The following is a 19,632-nucleotide window of genomic DNA, read 5'->3' on the forward strand; positions in this document are numbered from 1 at the left end:
AGGTCCGGCGGGTGAGGCCACCGGAGCCAGCGAGGGAGCTTATGTCCGACCAGAACCAACCCCCCAACCCGCAGTACCCAGGCGCCGGCGGTCCGCAGTACGGTCCGCCACCCGGCCAGAACCCATGGCCGCAGCAGGGCCGGCCGCCGGTTCCGCCGCAGCAGGGTCAGCCGCCGCGGGGGCCGCAGGGTCAGCCGCAAGGACAGCCGCAGGGTCAGCGGCCCGGTCCGCCGCAGTACGGACAGCAGCCGGGTTACCCGTCGCAGCAGCCGATGCACCCGCAGCAGGGCCAGCCGCAGTACGGCGCTCCGCAGCAGGGGCAGCAGTACGGGCAGGGTGGACCGCAGTACGGTCAGCCGGGGCAGGCGTCGTACGAGCAGATGCACATCGGCGGTCAGCCGCCGCAGGGGCCGGGCTACCCGGGGCAGCCGCAGTGGCAGCCGGAGCCGAAGAAGAAGCGCGGCAAGGTGATCCCGATCATCGCCGCGCTCGCGATGGTCCTGGTCGTGGCCGGTGGCGGAATCTTTGCCTACGGCAAGCTTGCCGGTGGCAAGCAGCCGGCCGACGTGCTGCCGGGCACCGCGGTCGCCTATGCCCGCGTGGACCTGAACCCGTCCGCCGGCCAGAAGGTCGCCGCGATCCGGTTCATGATGAAGTTCCCGTCGGTGAAGGACAAGCTCGGGCTGACCGGCGACAAGGACGATCTGCGGCAGAAGCTGTTCGAGCAGATCAAGAAGTCCTCCGGCGACGACCTCGCCGACGTCGACTACGACAAGGACATCAAGCCGTGGCTGGGCGACCGGGCCGGTGTCGCCGCGCTCCCGCCGGCCGACGGCAAGCGCGAGCCGGACGTGGTGGTCGCGGTCCAGGTGAAGAACCAGGACGCCGCGAACAAGGGCATGGACAAGCTGCTGGCGAACGAGGACAAGAAGCCGGGCCGCGCGTTCAGCGACGGGTACATGCTGCTGTCCGACGACCAGGCGACCGTCGACTCGGCCGTTGCCACGGCCAAGGACAACCCGCTGACCAAGAACGCCAAGTTCAGCGCGGACATGGACAAGCTCGGTGAGCAGGGCTTCCTGTCGGGCTGGGCGGACGTGAAGGGGATCGCCTCGATCACCGGCAAGGTCGACTCCGGCCAGATCGCCGGCCTCGGCGACGCCACGACGGCGGTCGCGCTGCGGTTCGACGCGTCGTACGTCGAGCTGAAGGGGATCGGCCAGGGCGACAAGAGCATCAAGGTGAACTCGGGCGCCGATGCCGCCGACCTGATCTCGAAGCTGCCGGACAGCACGGCCGGCGCGATCGCGATCTCCGGCGGCGACAACCTGATCGACACCGCCTGGCAGCAGGTGGAGAAGGCGGGCGGCGAGAACCTCAAGCCGATGCTCGACCGGATCAGCGAGGAGACCGGCCTGACGCTGCCGGACGACCTGAAGAGTCTGGCCGGCAAGAACCTCGCGGTCGCGATGGACAAGGACACCGCGAACGGGCCGAAGATCGCGGCCCGGATGGAGACCGACCCGGCGAAGGCCGAGCCGGTCGTGCAGAAGCTGACCACGCTGCTGCGTGAGCGTTCGTCGGCCAACATCCCGATCGAGACCGCGAAGGACGACGACACGCTGGTGGTCTCGACCAGCAAGGAGTACGCCGACCAGGTGCTGCAGGGCGGCAACCTCGGTGGCACGGACAACTTCAAGCAGGCGCTGCCGGACACCAAGGGCGCCTTGATGATCGGGTACGTCGACTTCGCGTCGATCGGCTCGATCAGCCGGCGGTTCGCCGACGACAAGGACCTGGCGGCGCTCCGCTCGGCCGGTATCGTCACCCGCTCGACCGGCGACGGTCAGGCCGAGTTCAGCCTGCGGGTCGTCGCGAAGTAGCCACTCGCTGAAAAGCCCCGGGCGTCCGCACGTGGACGGCCCGGGGCTTCTTCGTGATCGTCTACAGTGCGGATATGGACGGGGACCTGGTAGCACGGTTGCGGTCGACCTACGAGGATCTGCACGCTCACCCGGAGCTGTCCGGGGATGAGTACCGTACGGCGGGGATCGCCGCGAGCTGGTTGCGTGAACAGGGCTTCGACGTACATGAGGGCGTCGGTGGAGCCGGTGTCGTCGGCGTGCTGAGGCCGGGCGACGGGCCGACGGTGTTGCTGCGCGCCGATATGGACGCCTTGCCGGTCGCCGAAGAGACCGGACTTCCGTACGCGAGCACGGTCGACGGCGTCATGCACGCCTGCGGCCATGACATGCACGTCACCTGCCTCCTCGGCGCTGCGGTCGAGCTGGCCGCCGACCGCGACGGGTGGCGCGGGACGCTGGTGGTCGTGTTCCAGCCTGCCGAGGAGCTCGGCGCCGGCGCTCAGGACGTGGTCGACGACGGCCTGTACCAGAAGGTGCCGAAACCCGACATCGTTCTCGGCCAGCACGTGGCCCCGATCCCGGCGGGCACGCTGGGGTTGCGACCCGGACCCTCGTTCGCGTCCGCCGACACCCTGCGCGTCACGCTGTTCGGTGTGGGCGGTCACGGGTCCCGCCCGGAGGCGACGGTCGATCCGGTCCTGCTCGCGGCGACGACCACCGTCCGCCTGCACACCGTGGTCTCCCGGGAGGTCGCCGGCAACGACACCGCCGTACTGACTGTCGGTGCGATCAACGCCGGCACGAAGGCCAACATCATCCCCGACAAGGCCGAGTTGCTGGTGAATGTCCGCAGCTACTCCGAGCAGGTGCGCGGCCGGGTGCTCGGAGCGATCGAGCGCATCGTCGCCGCGGAAGCTCAGGCCGCCGGGGCCCCGCGACCGCCGACCGTCGAGCGACTGGAGGCCGTGCCCGCCGTGATCAACGATGCTGCCGCCACCGAACGGACGCAGCAGGTGCTGGAGTCCGTCGTCGGTGCCGGACGGGTGGTCGACCCGGGCCTGATCACGGGCAGCGAGGACGTCGGCATTCTCGCCGAGTCCGCCGACGCGCCGATCGTCTACTGGCTGCTCGGCGGGGCCGACCCTGCCGAGTTCGCCGGCGCCGAGTCGATGGAGCAGATTGTTCAGGTCGTGGCCGGTCTGCCGTCCAACCACTCGCCGCACTACCACCCGGTCCCGAGCCCGACGATCGAGATCGGCGTCAACGCACTGGTCACCGCGGCCCGCCACTGGCTCGATTCTTTGCCGGATGATGTCGAAAAGCCGGGACCGGGTTCTACCTCCTGAGTGAAAGCACCCTTTCACTCAGGAGGAGAACCACCATGAACCACATCAGCGAGATCCGGACCGTCGGCGTGCCGGTGACCGACCAGGACCGTGCGGTCGCGTTCTACACCGAGACGTTGGGCTTCGAGGTGCTGATGGACGCCCCGCTGCCGCAGCTCGGCGGTCGCTGGATCGTGGTCGCGCCGGCCGGCTCGTCCGCCGGCATCGCGCTCGTACCGGCGTCGGACGGCAACCCGGCAGGTGTCGACACCGGGATCCGGATGGGCAGCCCGGACGCCAAGACTGCCCATCAGCATTTCCTCGACACAGGCGTCGACACCGACGAGCTGCTCGAGTGGCCCGGCGTCCCGCCGATGTTCAGCCTCCGGGACCAGGACGGGAATCGTCTCTACATCTCGCAGGTCTGACTACAGCCGTACTCCGGTGAGCGAGGCGCAGGCCTCCAGAAACCCCTCCTGCGCCTCGCGATCCGAAGCCACCGGGTGAGTCCGATGCGGCCGCTCGTGGTAGTAGTACCCACCGCTTCCGGTGCCCGCCGCGGTCGCCAGCCACACCTGCGTCAGATGCGCCTGACCGAGATCGCCGGGCGCACCGCGGCCACCCATCTTGGTCGGAACCCAGCCCGGGTCCACCGCATTCGACTGCACGTCCGGCCACACCCGGGCGACGGCGAAGGTCAGCAGGACGTCGTGCAGCTTGGAGTCCGAGTACGCCTGCGCGCCGCGCCAGCGCCGTCGTACCCACTGGAGATCGTCCAGCACGAGGTCCCCGCCGAGGTGCATCCCGGAGCTGAGGTAGATCAGCCGGTCGGGTCGCTCGACGAGGGCGGTCAGCAGGTACGGCGCGAGCGCGTTGATCGCGAACACATGCTCCAACCCGTCGACCGTCTCTCGTCGCGGCTCCTGGTAGCCGACGGCCGCGTTGTGTACGACGACATCGAATCGGCCGGACTCGTTCGCCTGCCGAGCCAGGTCCCGCGTCTCGTCGATACTCGAGAGGTCGCCGACAAGTGCCGTGGCCGCTCCCGGTACCGCCGCGAGAGCGTCGCGGGCACGCTGCTGGTTGCGGGCATGGAGCACGACCTCATGCCCTTGCGCGACCAGCTCCCGCGCGAGCAGTTGCCCGAGACCGTCTGCCGAACCAGTGATCAGAACGCGTGTCACAAGACCCACTCTGCCTCAGACCAGCACATGGCCGCCGTCGACCGACACGATCGAGCCGGTCGCATAGCCCTGGTTCATCAGATAGACGTACGCCGACGCGATGTCCGTAACCTCACCGACCCGGCCGACGGGGAGCAGTCGCGACGTCTCGTCGTACAGCGTCTGCTGGTCCTCGACGGACATGTTCGACCACAGCGGCGAGCGGACCACGCCGGGCTTGACTGCGTTGACGCGCAGCGGGGCCAGCTCCACGGCGAGTGCTCGGACCAGCGAGTCGACCGCCCCGCAGATGCTGGCCGCCACCGACCAGCCCGGACCGGGACGGTCGCCGGCGGCGCCGGTCGTGAGGACGACCGAGCCACCAGGGCGGATCTTGGGCGCGGCAGCCCCGACCGCACCGAGGGCGCCGAAGTAGCGAAGCTCGAACGCCTTGCGGGCCCGGGCGAGGTCCATCGACGCGACCTCGAGCAGCGCGAGCGACTCACCTGCCGTGTAGACCAGGTGGTCGAACGGGTCGAGGCCGTCGAAGAATTCCGTGACCGCCGCGGAGTCGGTGAGGTCGATCGCCTCGCCGGACGCGGTCGCCGGCAGTTCGTCCAGTGCACGCTTGACCGATTCAGGGTTGCTGGAGGCAACGATTACGGTCGCGCCTTGCGCCGCGGCCAGTTGCGCGGTGGCGAGACCGATACCCGACGTACCGCCGAGGATGACGACGCGTTGGTTCTGCAGGGACATGGGAAGACCTTTCGTGGTGGGGATTCCCTTCCACGATGCGGTCGTCGGGCGGCCGCCGTCCAAGACCTGTTCCGGTCGCTGTAATACCCTGACGGTATTATGGACCTCGATCTCCGCAAGCTCCGGTACTTCGTCGCCGTCGCCGAGGAACTGCACTTCGGCCGGGCGGCGGAGCGGCTGCACATCGCGCAGCCGGTGCTGTCCCGGCAGATCCGGGCGCTCGAGGACGAGGTCAGGGCGCAGCTGTTCGTCCGTACCAAGCGTGCCACCGAGCTGACCCCGGCCGGGCGGCAACTGCTCGACGACGCGCGCCCGCTGCTGTCCGCGGCCGATGCGACCCGTCGGCGGGTCGCTCAGGCGGCTCGTGGATCGAAGACGTTCACGATCGGCTTCATGCCCGGTCTCACCGTGACCGAAGCGGTCCGGGCGTTCGGCGCGAGCCATCCCGACATCGACGTCGAGCTGATCCGGACCACCTGGAACGACCAGGTCGACGTACTGCACGACGGGCGGGTGGATGTCAGCATCGTCCGGTTGCCGATCGATCAGGCCGGGCTGACCGTACGCCCGCTGTTCGAGGAGCCGCGGGTCGCGATGCTCCCGTCCGATCATCGGCTCGCCGGCAAGCCCGTCATCGACATCACCGATCTCGCCGACGAGCACCTGCTGCAGGACCCCGACGCCGTACCGGAGTGGCGCGACATCGCCCTCGAACTTCGCACCCGCACCGCCAAGCCGGTCCCGGCGATGCGCAGCGTCGAAGAGAAACTCGAACATGTCGCCACCGGCCGGGGCATCTCGATCATCCCGCTGTCCGTCGCCACCTTCTACCAACGCTCCGACGTCGCCACGGTCCCGGTCAACGACCTCGCCCCCAACACCGTCTGCCTCGCCTGGGTCTCCTCCCGCCGCTCACCCCTCATCCACGACTTCGCCGCCCTCGCACCGAAGGTGGCCTGGACGCCTTAGCCGCCAGGCGAATCGGTGGCATGATCGCATAGTGAGGTGGAGCGCAGCCGCCCTCCTGGTGCTTGCGCTGATGGGATGTTCTGGTGGGGGAGACAGGCCAGCAGCTCAGCCGGGTGCGCCCGCCGGCCCGCCCGCCGCATTGTCCGCGAAGCTGCCGGCGCCAGGCACGGCTACCCTCGAACCGGCGAAGGCCCGGTCCTTGCAGGACGTTCTCGCGAAAGTGGTCGCTTCCCCGGACAGCCCGTTCGGCTCGCGAGGTGTGACTGCGGCCGTGGTCACCGACAACTGGGTGTGGTCGGGTGCGGCCGGAGCGGACATCCGCGGTACGGAGTTGCGGCCGAACACCAGCATCCCGGTCGAGAGCATCACGAAGACCTTCGTCGCCGCTGAGGTACTGCTCCTCGCCGAAGCGAAGAAGGTCGATCTCGACGAGCCCCTGTCGGCCTACGTGCGGCACAAGCTGACCGCGAACAATGCGACCGTTCGGCAGCACCTGTCGATGACGGCAGGTGTGCAGGACTTCCAGTCGGCCGACTACGGCGAGCTGGCCGACGCGATCGCGGCCGCACCGAGCAGGCACTGGACGATCGACGAGTCGCTGAACTACCTCACGACCGCGGTCAAGCCGCCGGGCGGTTCACCCAGCTACAGCAATCCCAGCTACGCGCTGCTCGCGATGCTGATCGAGAAGGTGACCGGTGGCCCGTTCGCGGCTGCGCTGCGTCGCGATCTGGTCGCGCCCGCCGGTCTGCAGCACGCGGCCTTCCAGGACGCGGAGAAGCCGCAGCCACCTGTTGTGGGTGACGACAACGACTCGTGCGGCGAACCCGACGGCTATGTCCCATGCCGTGCCTTCGCGAGCGCCACCGCGCCGTACGGCGGGCTGGCAGCCGACGCGCCCACGATCGCTCGTTGGGGTTACCAACTGTACGGCGGACGCGTACTGCCTCCCGGTCCGACCAGCGAGCTGACCAAGGGCAGCGAGTACGGCCTCGGCACCATGCTGATGGCGCGACAGTTCGGCCTCGGAACGGCGTACGGGCACGGTGGCGACGGACCTGACCACTCCAGCCTGCTGGTCGTGGTCCCGGAGAAACGGGTCTCGGTCGCGCTGATCTTCGCCGACGGCGGCCGGAACATCGGCGCGCCGATGACCGAGCTGACGAAGGCGCTCGAGCCGCTGCTCAGCTGATCGTCAGCGGCGCACCCGGTAGCGGATGTGGGTTGCTTGGGGGGTGTCGATGACTCGGGCGATTTCGAGTTCGATGCGCTCGGGGAGGACGTCGAACAGGCGCATGCCGCGGCCGAAGAGGACCGGGATCTGGTCGATCTGTAGCTCGTCGAGTACTCCGGCGGCCAACGCCTTCTGGGCGGTGACCGCGCCGTGGACGAGCACGTCCTTGTCGCCGGCCGCGGCCTTTGCCCGGGCGATCGCGGTCTCGACGTCGCCCACGAACGTGACGTTGTCGTAGGCCGAGCTCGCGGTCGGATCGCTGGTGACGACGAAGATCGGTGCGCCGTGGTGGTCGCCGCCGTAGAAGTCGACCTGCTCGCCCGTCCGACGGCCGACCACGACCGCGCCGGTCTGCTGCAGCTCGTCCCAGATCACGCCGGCCTCGCCCGCGGGCCGGCCGACGTCGCCGTCCTCGTTCAGGTACCACTCGTGCAACCGCATGAACTCGTCGCCGCCCGGGTTCCCCGGTCCGTCGTTCGGGCCGGCGATGTAGCCGTCGGCGGACATCGACATCAACAACACAGCTGAGGACATGAGCGTTCTCCTAGGCTCGTCGGCACGGCTGATCCGCACCGTCGTCTGCCTACGCGTCGAAGAACCCCGGCCGGTTTCGACATCAGTCCGCAGCCAGTGTCTCCAGCACGCCGTCGCCGTACTTGGCCAGCTTGTTCTCGCCGACGCCGCTGATCCTGCCCAACTCGGCCAACGACGACGGCAGGTCGGTCGCGATCTGCCGCAAGGTCGCGTCGTGGAAGATCACGTACGCCGGAACTCCCTGCTCCTTCGCCACCGCGCCCCGCCACGCACGCAATCGCTCGAAGACCGGCGCCGCCTCCGCCGGCAGATCGACCGCAGCCTTCTTCCCGCCGGACGACCTACTCGAGGACCGGACCCGCTCCGGCTCGCGACGCATCATCACGTCACGCCGTCGACCGAGCACCTCGCCGCTCTCCTCGGTCAGGACGAGCGTGCCGTAGTCACCCTCGACCGCCAGCAACCGCAGCGCCAGCAACTGCCGGACCACCCCGCGCCACTCGGTGTCCTTCAACTCGGTGCCGATCCCGAACACCGTCAGCTCGTTGTGCCGGAACTGTTTGACCTTGTCGGTCTCCTTGCCGAGCAGGATGTCGATCAGCTGCCCGGCGCCGAACTTCTGCCCGCGCTCGTGCTGCAGCCGATACACAGTCGACAGCAGCTTCTGCGCCGCGATCGTCCCGTCCCACGACTCGGGCGGCGTCAGACAGGTGTCGCAGTTCCCGCAGGAGTCGCCGTGCTGCCCGAAGTATGCAAGGAGTTGCGACCGCCGGCACTGCACGGTCTCGCACAACGCGAGCATCGCGTCGAGGTGCGAACCGAGCCGGCGGCGATGCGCGAGGTCGCCCTCGGACGTGTCGATCATCTTGCGTTGCTGCACGACGTCCTGCAGGCCGTACGCCAGCCATGCGGTCGACGGCAGCCCGTCCCGCCCGGCGCGACCGGTCTCCTGGTAGTAGCCCTCGACCGACTTCGGCAGATCGAGATGCGCGACGAACCGGACGTCCGGCTTGTCGATACCCATCCCGAACGCGATCGTCGCGACCACGACCAGCCCGTCCTCCCGGAGGAACCGCGACTGGTTGTCCGCGCGGGTCCGGCTGTCGAGACCGGCGTGGTACGGCACGGCCTCGATCCCGTTCTGCGTCAGGAAGGCCGCGGTCTTCTCGACACTGTTGCGGGACAGGCAGTACACGATGCCCGCGTCGCCGGCATGCTCGGTGCGGAGCAGGTCGAGCAACTGCCGCTGCGGGTTGTCCTTCGGGACGATCCGGTACTGGATGTTCGGCCGGTCGAAGCTCGCGACGAAATGCCTGGCCTCGGACAGATTCAGCCGGGTGGCGATCTCTTTGTGCGTCGCCTCGGTCGCGGTCGCGGTCAACGCGATCCGCGGTACGTCGGGCCAGCGCTCGTGCAACTCGGACAGCATCAGGTAGTCGGGCCGGAAGTCGTGGCCCCACTGGGACACACAGTGCGCCTCGTCGATCGCGAACAGCGAGATCTTGCCCTGGTCGAGCAACCGCACGGTGGATTCGACCCGCAGCCGCTCGGGCGCGAGGTAGAGCAGGTCGAGCTCACCGGCGAGGAACGCCTGCTCGACCTCACGCCGCTGGTCGAAATCCTGCGTCGAGTTCAGGAATCCGGCCCGGACGCCGAGAGCGGTGAGCGCATCGACCTGGTCCTGCATCAACGCGATCAGTGGCGAGATCACCACACCGACGCCGGACCGGACCAGCGACGGGATCTGGTAGCACAGCGACTTGCCGCCACCGGTCGGCATCAGCACCAGCGCGTCGCCGCCCGCGACCACGGTGTCGATGATCTCGGCCTGCTGACCGCGAAAGGCGTCGTACCCGAAGACCCGGCGCAGGATCTGCAGGGCTTCGGAATCAGGCAGTGCGGTTGTCTCGCTCACCTCGGCGAGTCTAATGAGATCGACGGACAGATGCCGACCCGCTCACCGCGGCCTGTGGATTACTCGGCGATTTCACCGGCGTACGTGCCGACGCTCCACAGGTTGCCTTCGAAATCGCGCACGGTGAACCCGCGCGATCCGTAGTCGGTGTCCTCCAACCCGCGTACGACGACCGCGCCCGCGCCGACCGCACGACCGATCAGGCTGTCCGGATCGTCGTGCACCAGATAGACCGACTGCCGCTGGTCCGTCAGCGCGGTGAACTCGTCCGGCTCGGGCTTCGCATCGGCCGAGCCGAGCATGATCCCGCCGCCGGTCGGCCAGGACAGCTCAGCGTGGGCGATCGAGCCCTCGACGGCGCCTTGGTACGACGCGATCACCGTGAAGCCGAGGCCTTCGGTGAGGAACTTCAGTGCTGCTTGGCCGTCCCGATAGTGCAGGCCGGGCCAGACTCCGATCACATTCTTCTCTGTCGCAGTGTTCATACCTTCGAGACTCGCGCCCCGGTGGGGGCGAAGTCTTGAAGGTTTGGGAGTTCCTCGGTCATCCACTGCCGCGGCGAGCAGCCCGCGATCGCCTGGAACTCCCGGGTCAGGTGGGCCTGATCGGCGTACCCGGCCGCGGCGGACAGGTCGGCCAGCCGGGTCGCCGGGTGCCGGCGCAGGTATCCGGTGACGCGCTCGAAACGCAGTACCCGAGCTGCGACCTTCGGCGCCAGGCCCAGCTCGCGCGTGAAGCGGTCGGTGAGATGCCGCCGGCTCCAGCCGACCTCGGTCGCCAGCTCCTGGATGCCGATGGATCCACTGGACGAGCAGAGCCGCTGCCAGGCCCAGCCGATCTCCGGCTGGGCCGTGCCCGCGTTGCGTTGGCCGAGCTGCTGCAGCAACAAGCCCTCGATCAGGTCGAACCGCCTGTCCCAGCTCGGCTCGTCGCGGAGCTGCTCGGTCAGCTCACGCGCCGACCGGCCGAGCACCTCGTCGAGGCCGACCACGATCGACGCGAGCCGGCCTGGTGGCAGCCCGAGCAGCTCGCGGGCGGCCGGGGGAGTGAGCGAGATCTGTACGCCGGCCCGGCTGTCGGTCTGACCGATGTGCACCGCTGTCGAGTGCAGGCCGCCGGCGAGGGCGTCGTACTTGTCGACGGGCCGGCCCGGCCACGCGACGCCGAGCGCCTCGTCCAGCGTGATGACGAGTGTCATGAAACGGGACGGCAGACCGCGGTGCAGCTCCATCGGATACCCCCGCGACGCATAGCCGACGAGGTCGCCGACGTACGGGCGCAGGGCAGGGTGCACCGGTCGCGTGTGGTGCTCCATGCCCGCCATGACCACAGGCTAGATCCAGCGTCGGACAGAATCACCTGCTCCAGAATCCGGGACCCGCGTACCGCCATCCGGACGGGCGTGGCACCATCGGATAGTCGTCCAGACGAAGAGGAGAAGCCGTCGTGCCCGCTTTGAGGTCCCGTACCGTCACCCACGGCCGCAACATGGCGGGCGCCCGCGCGCTCATGCAGGCCTCCGGGGTAGCCCGCGAGGACTTCGGCAAGCCGATCATCGCGGTCGCGAACAGCTTCACCGAGTTCGTCCCCGGCCACACCCACCTCGCGCCGGTCGGCCGGATCGTCTCCGAGGCCATCCACGCGGCCGGCGGCATCGCCCGCGAGTTCAACACGATCGCCGTCGACGACGGGATCGCGATGGGCCACGGCGGCATGCTGTACAGCCTGCCGTCCCGGGACCTGATCGCCGACTCGGTCGAATACATGGTCGAGGCGCACTGCGCCGACGCGCTGGTCTGCATCTCGAACTGCGACAAGATCACCCCCGGGATGCTGAACGCCGCACTCCGGCTCAACATCCCGACCGTGTTCGTCTCCGGCGGCCCGATGGAGGCCGGCCGGGCCACGCTGGTCGACGGGACGGTCCGCAAGCTCGACCTGATCGACGCGATGTCCGAAGCCGTGAACGAGAACGTCTCCGACGCCGACATCCTGCGGATCGAGGAGAACGCCTGCCCGACCTGCGGTTCGTGTTCGGGCATGTTCACCGCGAACTCGATGAACTGCCTGACCGAGGCGATCGGCCTCTCGCTGCCTGGCAACGGTTCGGTGCTCGCGACCCACACCGCCCGGCGCGCGCTGTACGAGAAGGCCGGCGAGACCGTCGTACAGATCACCAAGCGGTACTACGACAACGACGACGCGACCGTGCTGCCGCGGAACATCGCGACCAAGGAGGCCTTCGGGAACGCGATGGCGCTGGACATCGCGATGGGCGGATCGACCAACACGATCCTGCACCTGCTCGCGGCCGCGCAGGAGGCCGAGGTCGGCTTCGACCTCGACGACATCAACGCGGTCTCGCGCCGGGTCCCGTGCCTGGCCAAGGTCGCGCCGAACGTCGCCCCGCAGGGCACGTACTACATGGAGGACGTCCACCGGGCCGGCGGCATCCCCGCGATCCTCGGCGAGCTGCACCGGGCCGGACTGCTGAACGAGAACATCCACACCGTGCACAGCGACTCGATCGACGAGTGGCTGAAGACGTGGGACCTGCGCGGCGGATCGCCGTCACCGGAGGCCGTCGAGCTGTGGCACGCGGCGCCGGGCTGCAAGCGCTCGGCGACGGCGTTCTCGCAGTCCGAGCGGTGGGAGACTCTCGACACGGACGCGGCCGGCGGGTGCATCCGCGACCTCGAGCACGCGTACTCGAAGGACGGCGGTCTCGCAGTACTGAAGGGCAACCTGGCCGTCGACGGCTGTGTCGTGAAGACAGCCGGTGTGGACGAGTCGATCTGGACATTCCAGGGGCCCGCGGTGGTGTGTGAGTCGCAGGAAGAGGCTGTCGAGAAGATCCTGGCCAAGCAGGTGCAGCCGGGCGACGTCGTCGTGATCCGGTACGAAGGCCCGAAGGGTGGACCGGGTATGCAGGAGATGCTGTACCCGACGTCGTTCCTCAAGGGACGCGGTCTGGGCAAGGTCTGCGCACTGGTCACCGACGGGCGTTTCTCCGGTGGTACGTCGGGACTGTCGATCGGGCACGCATCGCCCGAGGCGGCGTCCGGCGGCACGATCGCCCTGGTCCAGGACGGCGACCAGATCCGCATCGACATCCCCGGCCGCTCGATCGAGCTGCTGGTCGACGAGGCCGAACTGACCGCTCGCCGGGAGGCCCTCGGCGGGGTGTACGCGCCGAAGAGCCGCGAGCGCAAGGTGTCCGCCGCGCTGCGGGCGTACGCCGCGATGGCCACCAGCGCGGACAAGGGCGCCGTCCGGGACGTCTCCAAGCTCGGCTGATCCCACGCATTGTCACCGTGCTGTGTCCAGGCGTAGCTTGGCGACAGGGGATGCCTGACCTGGGGAGGGGTCATGGGGGACGAGCGGGAGGAACGATTCCGTGCTGCGCTCGACGAAGGGCGCAAGCCGGCCGTGTTCATGTTCCAGCCGACGAACTTCGAGCAGGTGACGCCGGAGCGGCTGTCGGAGTGGGAACGCAGCGTCCAGGAGGGCTTCGGCCTGAACACGGACGGGTTCGAACGGGACGTGCTGCTGCGGTCGGCGTCGTGGTCGAACTGCGGCAACGGCCAGATCTGTGCCGACGACTCCGACTGGCACGAGTGAGAGGCCGCGACGATGACCGAAACGAACGCGGGCAGCTCAGGCAAACAGCCGGTGGTCTTCATGTACCAGCCGTCGCGGTTCGACCTGGTGCCGACGGACAAGCTGCACGAGTGGGAGCAGCGGGTCCGCGACGACGTCGGGCTCCCGGTGGAGTTCGCACGTAACGGCGGCGGGTCGGAGTGCTTGTCCGCGACGCTGCCGAACGACTGCATGGACGACTGCGACTACCTGGCCGAATAGATGACCCGGCCGTCGATCGGGGTACTGACGTTCACCGATGATCTGCACGCCCTGGTGATCCAGGCACATCTCCGCCGCAACCGCGGCGCGCGGTGCGAGGTCGTCGAGGTGGACGCGATGGCGGATCGCCCCGGCGGGCTGAGCTGGTCGACCGACCCCGGCTTCGGTACGTCGGTGCCGACCCGGGACGGCGGCCGGCTCGACCTGGCCGGCTGCGATGCGATCTGGTTCCGGCGCTGGAACCACCCGCAGCGCGCCGGCCGGGAGCTGTCCGAGCCGGCGCACCGGGAGGTCGTCGACGCGAGCTGCGCGAGCACGTTGATGGGTGCCTTGCGCAACGAGTTCGACGGGCGCTGGGTGAGTCATCCGGACGCGACCCGGCGGGCCGAGAACAAGCTGGTCCAGTTGCGCGCGGCAACGGATGCCGGGTTCGTCGTACCGCGGACGCTGGTCAGCCAGGACCCGGACGAGATCCGCCGGTTCTGCTCGATGCTCGACGGGCACGTCATCCTGAAAGCGGTTCGCGGCACGCCGAGCAGTCAGCTCTACACGCTGCCGGTGACGCCCGAGCATCTGGCCGACGACGATGCGCTGCGGCTCTGCCCGACGATCTTCCAGGAGTACGTGGCCGGGACCCGCCACCTGCGCGTGCTGTGCTGCGGTACGACGTCGTACGCGGTCGCGATCGATTCGCCGGATCTCGACTGGCGGCGGAATCTCGACGTACCGATCGAGCCGGTCGCGCTCGATCCGCTGATCCTGCAGGCGTTGGCGCGGGTGCTGGAGTTGCTGGGTCTGCGGATGGGCGTGGTCGATCTCAAACTCGATCCCGACGGCCGGCCGGTGTGGCTCGAACTGAACCCGCAGGGACAGTTCCTGTTCGTCCAAGGTCTGACCGGTCTGGACCTCACTGCCGGCTTCGCGGACTTTCTCTGCGAAGAGGCCGCGGTCAGAGCTCCAGGTCGAACGCCAGGTTGATCGCCTCGGCCAGGAGCGGCTCCTGGTCGGGGTGCAGGTGGCCGATCAGACGGCCGAGCTGGGCCTTGGGGATGGTCTGGATGTTGTCGCAGGAGATCGCACTGGGGTGGTCGAGGCCGTTGTCAGGGCCGACCAGTACTTCGGTGGACAGGCCGCGGATCGTGCTGGTGATCGGCGCGACGGTGACGTTGGTCAGCCGCGGGCGGATCAGTTCGCGGGTCAGCACCACCACCGGCCGCGGTTTGTCGAGCCGGGCGATGTGCAGGGCCCGCATCAGTCGAGGTCGCTGAGGACGGTGCCGGAGGCGGCGGTGGCGAGGCCGTCCAGGTCGTCGTACCCACCGTGCTCGCTGAGGATGGCCAGGTCGCGGGCAGCCAGCTCGCGGCGGCGCTCACGCTCCATCGCCCGGGCGACCACGGACGCCCGGCTCGTCGCCTTGTCGGTGGCGACGAGCTCGTCCATGAAGTCGACCAGGTCGTCCGGCAGCCTGACCGTGATCTGTTTGCTCATACCACGACCATACCACTCCAATACCGCTCCAATACCGCTCTGGGATTCATTTCGGTAGCGTCGTCAGTTGGGCGAGAGCGTGGACCAGCTGATCAGGTCGAAGGCGGGGAGGGAGGGCAGCGCGGTGATGGCGGCCAGTTCGTTGTCGATGAGGCCGACGAGTTGGGCCAGACGGGTGGTGACGTCGGAGGCCTCGAGGAGTTTCTGGCGGTCGGGGGTCATGAGTTTCATTGCCGCCGACATCAGGTAGGACAACGTGCTGGGGTCGTCGGGCAGCTCGCCCAGGTGCAGGCCGGGGCGGCTGATCTCGCTGACCGCCTCGGCGTACTTGCGGAAACGCTTGACCGCGACCATCGCCGTACCCAGCGGGTCGTCGCCGAGGTCATCGTCGAGCCACTCGACGTCCGCGACCAGGTAGTCGCCGGTGCCGTCGAGCTCCGAGACCTTGAACCGCCGGTTGCCGGTCAGCGTCACCTCGACCGGCCCGTCGTCGTCCGCGTCGAGCGTGATCTCGGAGATCGTCGCGGCGCAGCCCGTACCGTACAGCGACCGGAAGACCCGCTCACCCAACTCGTACCCGTCCCGCACGGCCAGCGCCCCGCAGACCAGCTCGCCGCCGTTCTCGACCAGGTCGCGGACCACCGCGCGGCCCTGGACGTCGGTCACCGGAATCGGGAGCACCAGCCCGGGAAAGATCACCGTGTCGACAGTGAGCAACGGCAGGCGGGAGTCCATACAAGCGAGCCTAGGGCATCACGCGGGGTAACGGCCCGGCTTCTGGATACGGCGCGGGGCCGACGGGCCGTCACCACTAGACTGGCGGCATGATTCGCCGCGTCGACCTGCGGGGCCGAGTGGCGGCCGGAGAGGTTACCGACCTCCAAGCCGAAGTGAATGCCCTGGTCCCCCGAGCCGTGTTCGACGTCGAGAAGGCTCTCGACGTCGTCCGACCCATCTGCCTGGACGTCCGCCATCGCGGCCTCGAGGCGATCAGGGAGTACGGCGAGAAGTTCGACCATGTGCGCGTCGAGGACGTCCGGGTCCCGGCCGAGGCGCTGAAGACCGCGCTCGAGGAGCTCGACCCGGAGGTGCGCAGCGCCTTCGAGGAGTCGATCCGCCGCGTCCGTGAGGTCAGCCAGGACGAGCTCACCGCCGACATCGCCTCCGAGCCCGCGCCCGGCGGGCGGGTGACGCAGCGGTTCGTCCCGGTCCAGCGCGTGGGCCTGTACGTGCCCGGTGGCCGCGCGCCGCTGGCGTCTTCCGTCGTCATGAACGTGGTGCCGGCGCAGGTGGCCGGTGTGCCGTCCCTGGCCGTTGCATCGCCGCCACAGAAGGAGTTCGGCGGCCTGCCGCACCCGACGGTGCTTGCGGTTTGCGCATTGCTGGGGATCGACGAGGTGTACGCGATGGGCGGCGCGCAGGCGATCGCCGGGTTCGCTTACGGCTTCGACGGTTGCAGGAAGGTCAACCTGATCACGGGGCCTGGCAACATCTACGTCGTGGCCGCCAAGCGGTTCCTGCTGGGTGAGGTCGGGATCGACTCCGAGGCCGGCCCGACCGAGATCGCGATCCTCGCCGACGACACCGCCGACCCGAAGCACGTCGCTGCCGACCTGATCAGTCAGGCCGAGCACGACCCGATGGCCGCCAGCGTGCTGGTGACGCCGTCGGAGTCGTTGGCCGCCGCGGTCGAGGCAGAGCTGCCCACACAGGTCGCGCAGACCAAGCACAGCGAGCGAGTGACCGAAGCTCTGACCGGTCAGCAGTCGGCCGTCGTGCTGGTCGACGACCTCGAGCAGGGCACGGCGGTCGTGGACGCGTACGCCGCCGAGCACCTCGAGATCCAGACCGTGGACGCGGAGGAGCGGGCCGGGCTGATCACCAACGCCGGCGCGATCTTCGTCGGCGGCTGGTCGCCGGTGTCCCTCGGCGACTACTGCGCCGGGTCCAACCACGTCCTCCCGACGGCCGGTTGTGCCTGCCACTCGTCCGGTCTGTCCGTTCGCAGCTTCCTGAAGGCGGTCCACGTCATCAACTACTCCCGCGACGCCCTGCACGAGGTCGCCGGCCACGTGCTCGCGCTCGCCCACGCCGAGGACCTTCCGGCCCACGGCACCGCCGTTTCCGCCCGATTCCCCGGAGAGCACTGATGGGCCGCTTCGACGGGTTGCCGATCCGCGACGAGCTGAAGAGCTTCGAGCCGTACGGCGCCCCGCAACTCGACGTACCGGTGCTGCTCAACGTCAACGAGAACCCGTATCCGGCGAGCGAGGAGACGGTCGCGGACATCGCCGCCGCCGTCTCGGTCGCGGCCCGCGGGATGAACCGCTACCCGGACCGTGAGTTCCTCGACCTGCGAGCGGACCTCGCGGCGTACCTGGCTCGTGAGTCCGGTGCGCAGCTCGCCCCCGAGCAGATCTGGGCGGCGAACGGGTCCAACGAAGTCATGCTGCACATCCTGCAGGCCTTCGGCGGCCCCGGTCGGACGGCGCTGTCGTTCGCCCCGACGTACTCGATGTATCCGGAGTACGCCCGGGACACGAACACGGCCTGGGTGGCCGGCCGCCGGGCCGAGGACTTCACCCTCGACCAGAGCAAGGCGCTGGCCGCGATCTCGCGGCACCACCCGTCGGTCGTGCTGCTTGCCTCACCCAACAACCCGACCGGGACCGCACTGCCGATCGAGGTGGTCGAGGCGATCGCCGCCCGGACCGCGGCGCTGGGTTCGGTGCTCGTGGTCGACGAGGCGTACGCCGAGTTCCGCCGCGCCGGGACACCCAGCGCGGTGTCCCTGCTGCCGTCGTACCCGAATCTTGCCGTCGCGCGGACGATGTCGAAGGCGTTCGCGATGGCCGGCGGCCGGGTCGGATACCTCGCCGCGAGCAAGCAGTTCGTCGACGCACTGCGGATCGTCCGGCTGCCGTACCACCTGTCAGCGGTGACCCAGGCGGTCGCACGGGCCGCCTTGCGGCACTCCGACGAGCTGCTCGGCCGGGTCGAGCAGCTCCGGGTCGAGCGCGACGAGACCGTCGACTGGCTGCGCGCGCAGGGCCTGCGGGCGGTCGACTCGGACGCGAACTTCGTGCTGTTCGGCACGTTCGCCGACCGGCACGCGGTTTGGCAGGCGCTGCTCGACGACGGCGTACTGATCCGCGAGACCGGACCCGACGGCTGGCTGCGGGTCTCGGTCGGCACCGGCGAGGAGATGGCCGCGTTCCGCGCTTCACTGGAGCGCATCCTCAAGACAGACACTGGAAGGCTGACATGACGCGCACAGCCCGGATCGATCGGGAGACGAGCGAGTCCAAGGTCCTGGTCGAGCTCGACCTGGACGGCACCGGTCGCGCCGACATCTCAACAGGGGTTGGGTTCTACGACCACATGCTCAACGCGCTGGCCAAGCACGCGCTGCTCGACCTGCACGTGAACACGGTCGGCGACCTGGAGATCGACGCGCACCACACGGTCGAGGACACCGCGATCGGCATCGGCCAGGCCCTGAAGGAAGCCCTGGGCGACAAGCGCGGCATCCGGCGCTTCGGCGATGCGACCGTCCCGCTGGACGAGGCGCTCGTGCACTGCACGGTCGACCTGTCCGGCCGGCCGTACTGCGTGCACACCGGCGAGCCCGAGGGCCAGGTCTACGCGATCATCGGCGGCGACTACGCCGGATCGCTGACCCAGCACGTGTTCGAGACGCTCGCGTTCAACGCCGCGATCTGCATCCACATCCGGGTGCTGTCCGGTCGCGACCCGCACCACATCGTCGAGGCGCAGTTCAAGGCGTTCGCCCGGGCGCTGCGGGCGGCCGCGGAGCTGGACCCGCGGCAGCCGGGTATCCCGTCGACCAAGGGTGCTCTGTGAGCAAGAAGGTCGTCCTGCTCGACTACGGCTCGGGGAACATCCGGTCGGGGGAGCGGGCGCTGCAGCGCGTCGGCGCCGACGTCACCGTGACCGCCGACTTCCAGCAGGCGTGCAATGCGGACGGCCTGCTCGTCCCCGGCGTCGGTGCCTTCGAGGCGTGCATGACCGGGCTCAAGGCCGTGCGTGGTGACGTCGCCGTCGACCGGCGGCTCACCGGCGGCCGTCCTGTGCTCGGGATCTGCGTGGGCATGCAGATCCTGTTCGCGCGCGGAATCGAGCACGGTGTCGAGACCGAAGGCTGCGAGCAGTGGCCGGGGACGGTCGAGCGGCTCCAGCCGGAGGACGCGCAGCCCGTCCCGCACATGGGCTGGAACACGGTCGATGTACCGGCCGGCAGCACGCTGTTCGACGGCGTCGACAAGGAGCGCTTCTACTTCGTGCACTCGTACGGCGTTCGCGACTGGCAGCTGCACGACACCCGCGAATCGGTCAGCCCGCTGGTCACCTGGACGACGTACGGCGGTGACCGTTTCGTCGCCGCGGTGGAGAACGGTCCGCTCAGCGCGACCCAGTTCCACCCGGAGAAGTCCGGCGACGCCGGTGCCGCGCTGCTGGAGAACTGGGTTCGCTCGCTCTGACGGCTGGCCCCTTCCGTTCA

Annotated in this window: 22 protein-coding genes; 13 read left to right on the forward strand and 9 right to left on the reverse strand. The window is 69.1% G+C overall.

Annotated features, from left to right (window positions below; genetic code table 11):
• Positions 1–41: 41 nt before the first annotated feature.
• The 3 genes from OHA10_RS26700 (at position 42) to OHA10_RS26710 (ending at position 3,618) form a co-directional block, all read left to right on the forward strand.
• Complete coding sequence (locus tag OHA10_RS26700; RefSeq protein WP_371401500.1) at positions 42–1,883, forward strand: DUF3352 domain-containing protein; 1,842 nt, start codon at positions 42–44, stop codon at positions 1,881–1,883.
• Between the two features lie 74 nt (positions 1,884–1,957).
• Positions 1,958–3,211 carry an amidohydrolase gene (locus OHA10_RS26705; RefSeq protein ID WP_371401501.1) on the forward strand — a complete coding sequence of 418 codons (1,254 nt, stop codon included), beginning with the start codon at positions 1,958–1,960 and terminating at the stop codon, positions 3,209–3,211.
• 35 nt (positions 3,212–3,246) lie between these two features.
• Positions 3,247–3,618 (forward strand): VOC family protein, encoded by a 372-nt coding sequence (locus OHA10_RS26710; protein ID WP_371401502.1) that lies wholly within the window; start codon positions 3,247–3,249, stop codon positions 3,616–3,618.
• On the opposite strand, the gene OHA10_RS26715 is transcribed toward OHA10_RS26710, so the two are convergent.
• The gene (locus tag OHA10_RS26715) at positions 3,619–4,374 is read right to left on the reverse strand and encodes an SDR family NAD(P)-dependent oxidoreductase (RefSeq protein WP_371401503.1); all 756 of its coding nucleotides are present in this window, start codon (positions 4,372–4,374) and stop codon (positions 3,619–3,621) included. It abuts the gene before it with no gap.
• Positions 4,375–4,389: 15 nt separating this feature from the next.
• Positions 4,390–5,109, reverse strand: coding sequence for an SDR family oxidoreductase (locus OHA10_RS26720; RefSeq protein WP_371401504.1), 720 nt, complete (start codon positions 5,107–5,109; stop codon positions 4,390–4,392).
• 99 nt (positions 5,110–5,208) lie between these two features.
• Here OHA10_RS26720 and OHA10_RS26725 point away from each other — a divergent pair, with 99 nt between their 5' ends.
• Together OHA10_RS26725 and OHA10_RS26730 are read left to right on the forward strand one after the other, a co-directional pair.
• Positions 5,209–6,078, forward strand: a complete 870-nt coding sequence (locus OHA10_RS26725) for a LysR family transcriptional regulator (protein ID WP_371401505.1) — start codon at positions 5,209–5,211, stop codon at positions 6,076–6,078.
• 199 nt (positions 6,079–6,277) lie between these two features.
• Positions 6,278–7,270: a serine hydrolase domain-containing protein gene (locus tag OHA10_RS26730; RefSeq protein WP_371401506.1), complete on the forward strand. Its 993-nt coding sequence runs from the start codon at positions 6,278–6,280 to the stop codon at positions 7,268–7,270.
• 3 nt (positions 7,271–7,273) lie between these two features.
• On the opposite strand, the gene OHA10_RS26735 is transcribed toward OHA10_RS26730, so the two are convergent.
• The 4 genes from OHA10_RS26735 to OHA10_RS26750 all read right to left on the reverse strand — a co-directional run bounded on the left by OHA10_RS26735 (position 7,274) and on the right by OHA10_RS26750 (position 11,085).
• Entirely contained in the window at positions 7,274–7,846 is a 573-nt protein-coding gene (locus OHA10_RS26735; RefSeq protein ID WP_371401507.1) for a dihydrofolate reductase family protein, read from the reverse strand.
• Positions 7,847–7,928: 82 nt separating this feature from the next.
• Positions 7,929–9,761, reverse strand: coding sequence for a DNA helicase RecQ (recQ, locus tag OHA10_RS26740; protein WP_371401508.1), 1,833 nt, complete (start codon positions 9,759–9,761; stop codon positions 7,929–7,931).
• A gap of 59 nt (positions 9,762–9,820) precedes the next feature.
• Positions 9,821–10,246, reverse strand: coding sequence for a VOC family protein (locus tag OHA10_RS26745; protein WP_371401509.1), 426 nt, complete (start codon positions 10,244–10,246; stop codon positions 9,821–9,823).
• Entirely contained in the window at positions 10,243–11,085 is an 843-nt protein-coding gene (locus tag OHA10_RS26750) for a helix-turn-helix domain-containing protein (protein ID WP_371401510.1), read from the reverse strand. Before OHA10_RS26750 ends, OHA10_RS26745 begins: the two co-directional genes overlap by 4 nt.
• A gap of 122 nt (positions 11,086–11,207) precedes the next feature.
• Between OHA10_RS26750 and ilvD the strand changes: the two genes are divergently transcribed.
• The 4 genes from ilvD to OHA10_RS26770 all read left to right on the forward strand — a co-directional run bounded on the left by ilvD (position 11,208) and on the right by OHA10_RS26770 (position 14,600).
• On the forward strand, positions 11,208–13,058 hold the full coding sequence (gene ilvD, locus OHA10_RS26755) for a dihydroxy-acid dehydratase (protein ID WP_371401511.1): 1,851 nt from the start codon (positions 11,208–11,210) through the stop codon (positions 13,056–13,058).
• A 72-nt stretch (positions 13,059–13,130) separates the two neighbouring features.
• Positions 13,131–13,382: a hypothetical protein gene (locus OHA10_RS26760; RefSeq protein WP_371401512.1), complete on the forward strand. Its 252-nt coding sequence runs from the start codon at positions 13,131–13,133 to the stop codon at positions 13,380–13,382.
• 12 nt (positions 13,383–13,394) lie between these two features.
• Positions 13,395–13,622 (forward strand): hypothetical protein, encoded by a 228-nt coding sequence (locus OHA10_RS26765; RefSeq protein ID WP_371401513.1) that lies wholly within the window; start codon positions 13,395–13,397, stop codon positions 13,620–13,622.
• The gene (locus OHA10_RS26770; RefSeq protein WP_371401514.1) at positions 13,623–14,600 is read left to right on the forward strand and encodes a RimK family alpha-L-glutamate ligase; all 978 of its coding nucleotides are present in this window, start codon (positions 13,623–13,625) and stop codon (positions 14,598–14,600) included.
• On the opposite strand, the gene OHA10_RS26775 is transcribed toward OHA10_RS26770, so the two are convergent.
• The 3 genes from OHA10_RS26775 to OHA10_RS26785 form a co-directional block, all read right to left on the reverse strand.
• The gene (locus OHA10_RS26775) at positions 14,572–14,874 is read right to left on the reverse strand and encodes a type II toxin-antitoxin system PemK/MazF family toxin (protein WP_130446637.1); all 303 of its coding nucleotides are present in this window, start codon (positions 14,872–14,874) and stop codon (positions 14,572–14,574) included. The genes OHA10_RS26770 and OHA10_RS26775 overlap by 29 nt on opposite strands.
• Complete coding sequence (locus OHA10_RS26780; protein ID WP_130446636.1) at positions 14,874–15,110, reverse strand: YlcI/YnfO family protein; 237 nt, start codon at positions 15,108–15,110, stop codon at positions 14,874–14,876. Before OHA10_RS26780 ends, OHA10_RS26775 begins: the two co-directional genes overlap by 1 nt.
• A 63-nt stretch (positions 15,111–15,173) precedes the next feature.
• Positions 15,174–15,845 (reverse strand): LON peptidase substrate-binding domain-containing protein, encoded by a 672-nt coding sequence (locus OHA10_RS26785; protein WP_371401515.1) that lies wholly within the window; start codon positions 15,843–15,845, stop codon positions 15,174–15,176.
• 89 nt (positions 15,846–15,934) lie between these two features.
• On the opposite strand from OHA10_RS26785, the gene hisD reads away from it, so the two are divergent.
• From hisD to hisH, 4 genes are read left to right on the forward strand one after another with little or no spacing between them, the layout of a single operon-like run.
• Entirely contained in the window at positions 15,935–17,260 is a 1,326-nt protein-coding gene (gene hisD / locus OHA10_RS26790) for a histidinol dehydrogenase (protein WP_371401516.1), read from the forward strand.
• Positions 17,260–18,378 carry a histidinol-phosphate transaminase gene (locus tag OHA10_RS26795; protein WP_371401517.1) on the forward strand — a complete coding sequence of 373 codons (1,119 nt, stop codon included), beginning with the start codon at positions 17,260–17,262 and terminating at the stop codon, positions 18,376–18,378. The genes hisD and OHA10_RS26795 overlap by 1 nt, the downstream gene beginning before the upstream one ends.
• Entirely contained in the window at positions 18,375–18,974 is a 600-nt protein-coding gene (gene hisB, locus OHA10_RS26800) for an imidazoleglycerol-phosphate dehydratase HisB (RefSeq protein WP_130446632.1), read from the forward strand. Before OHA10_RS26795 ends, hisB begins: the two co-directional genes overlap by 4 nt.
• Positions 18,971–19,612 carry an imidazole glycerol phosphate synthase subunit HisH gene (gene hisH, locus OHA10_RS26805; RefSeq protein WP_371401518.1) on the forward strand — a complete coding sequence of 214 codons (642 nt, stop codon included), beginning with the start codon at positions 18,971–18,973 and terminating at the stop codon, positions 19,610–19,612. Before hisB ends, hisH begins: the two co-directional genes overlap by 4 nt.
• Positions 19,613–19,632: the final 20 nt, after the last annotated feature.

The organism is Kribbella sp. NBC_00662, assembly GCF_041430295.1.
Taxonomy (GTDB): Bacteria; Actinomycetota; Actinomycetes; order Propionibacteriales; family Kribbellaceae; genus Kribbella.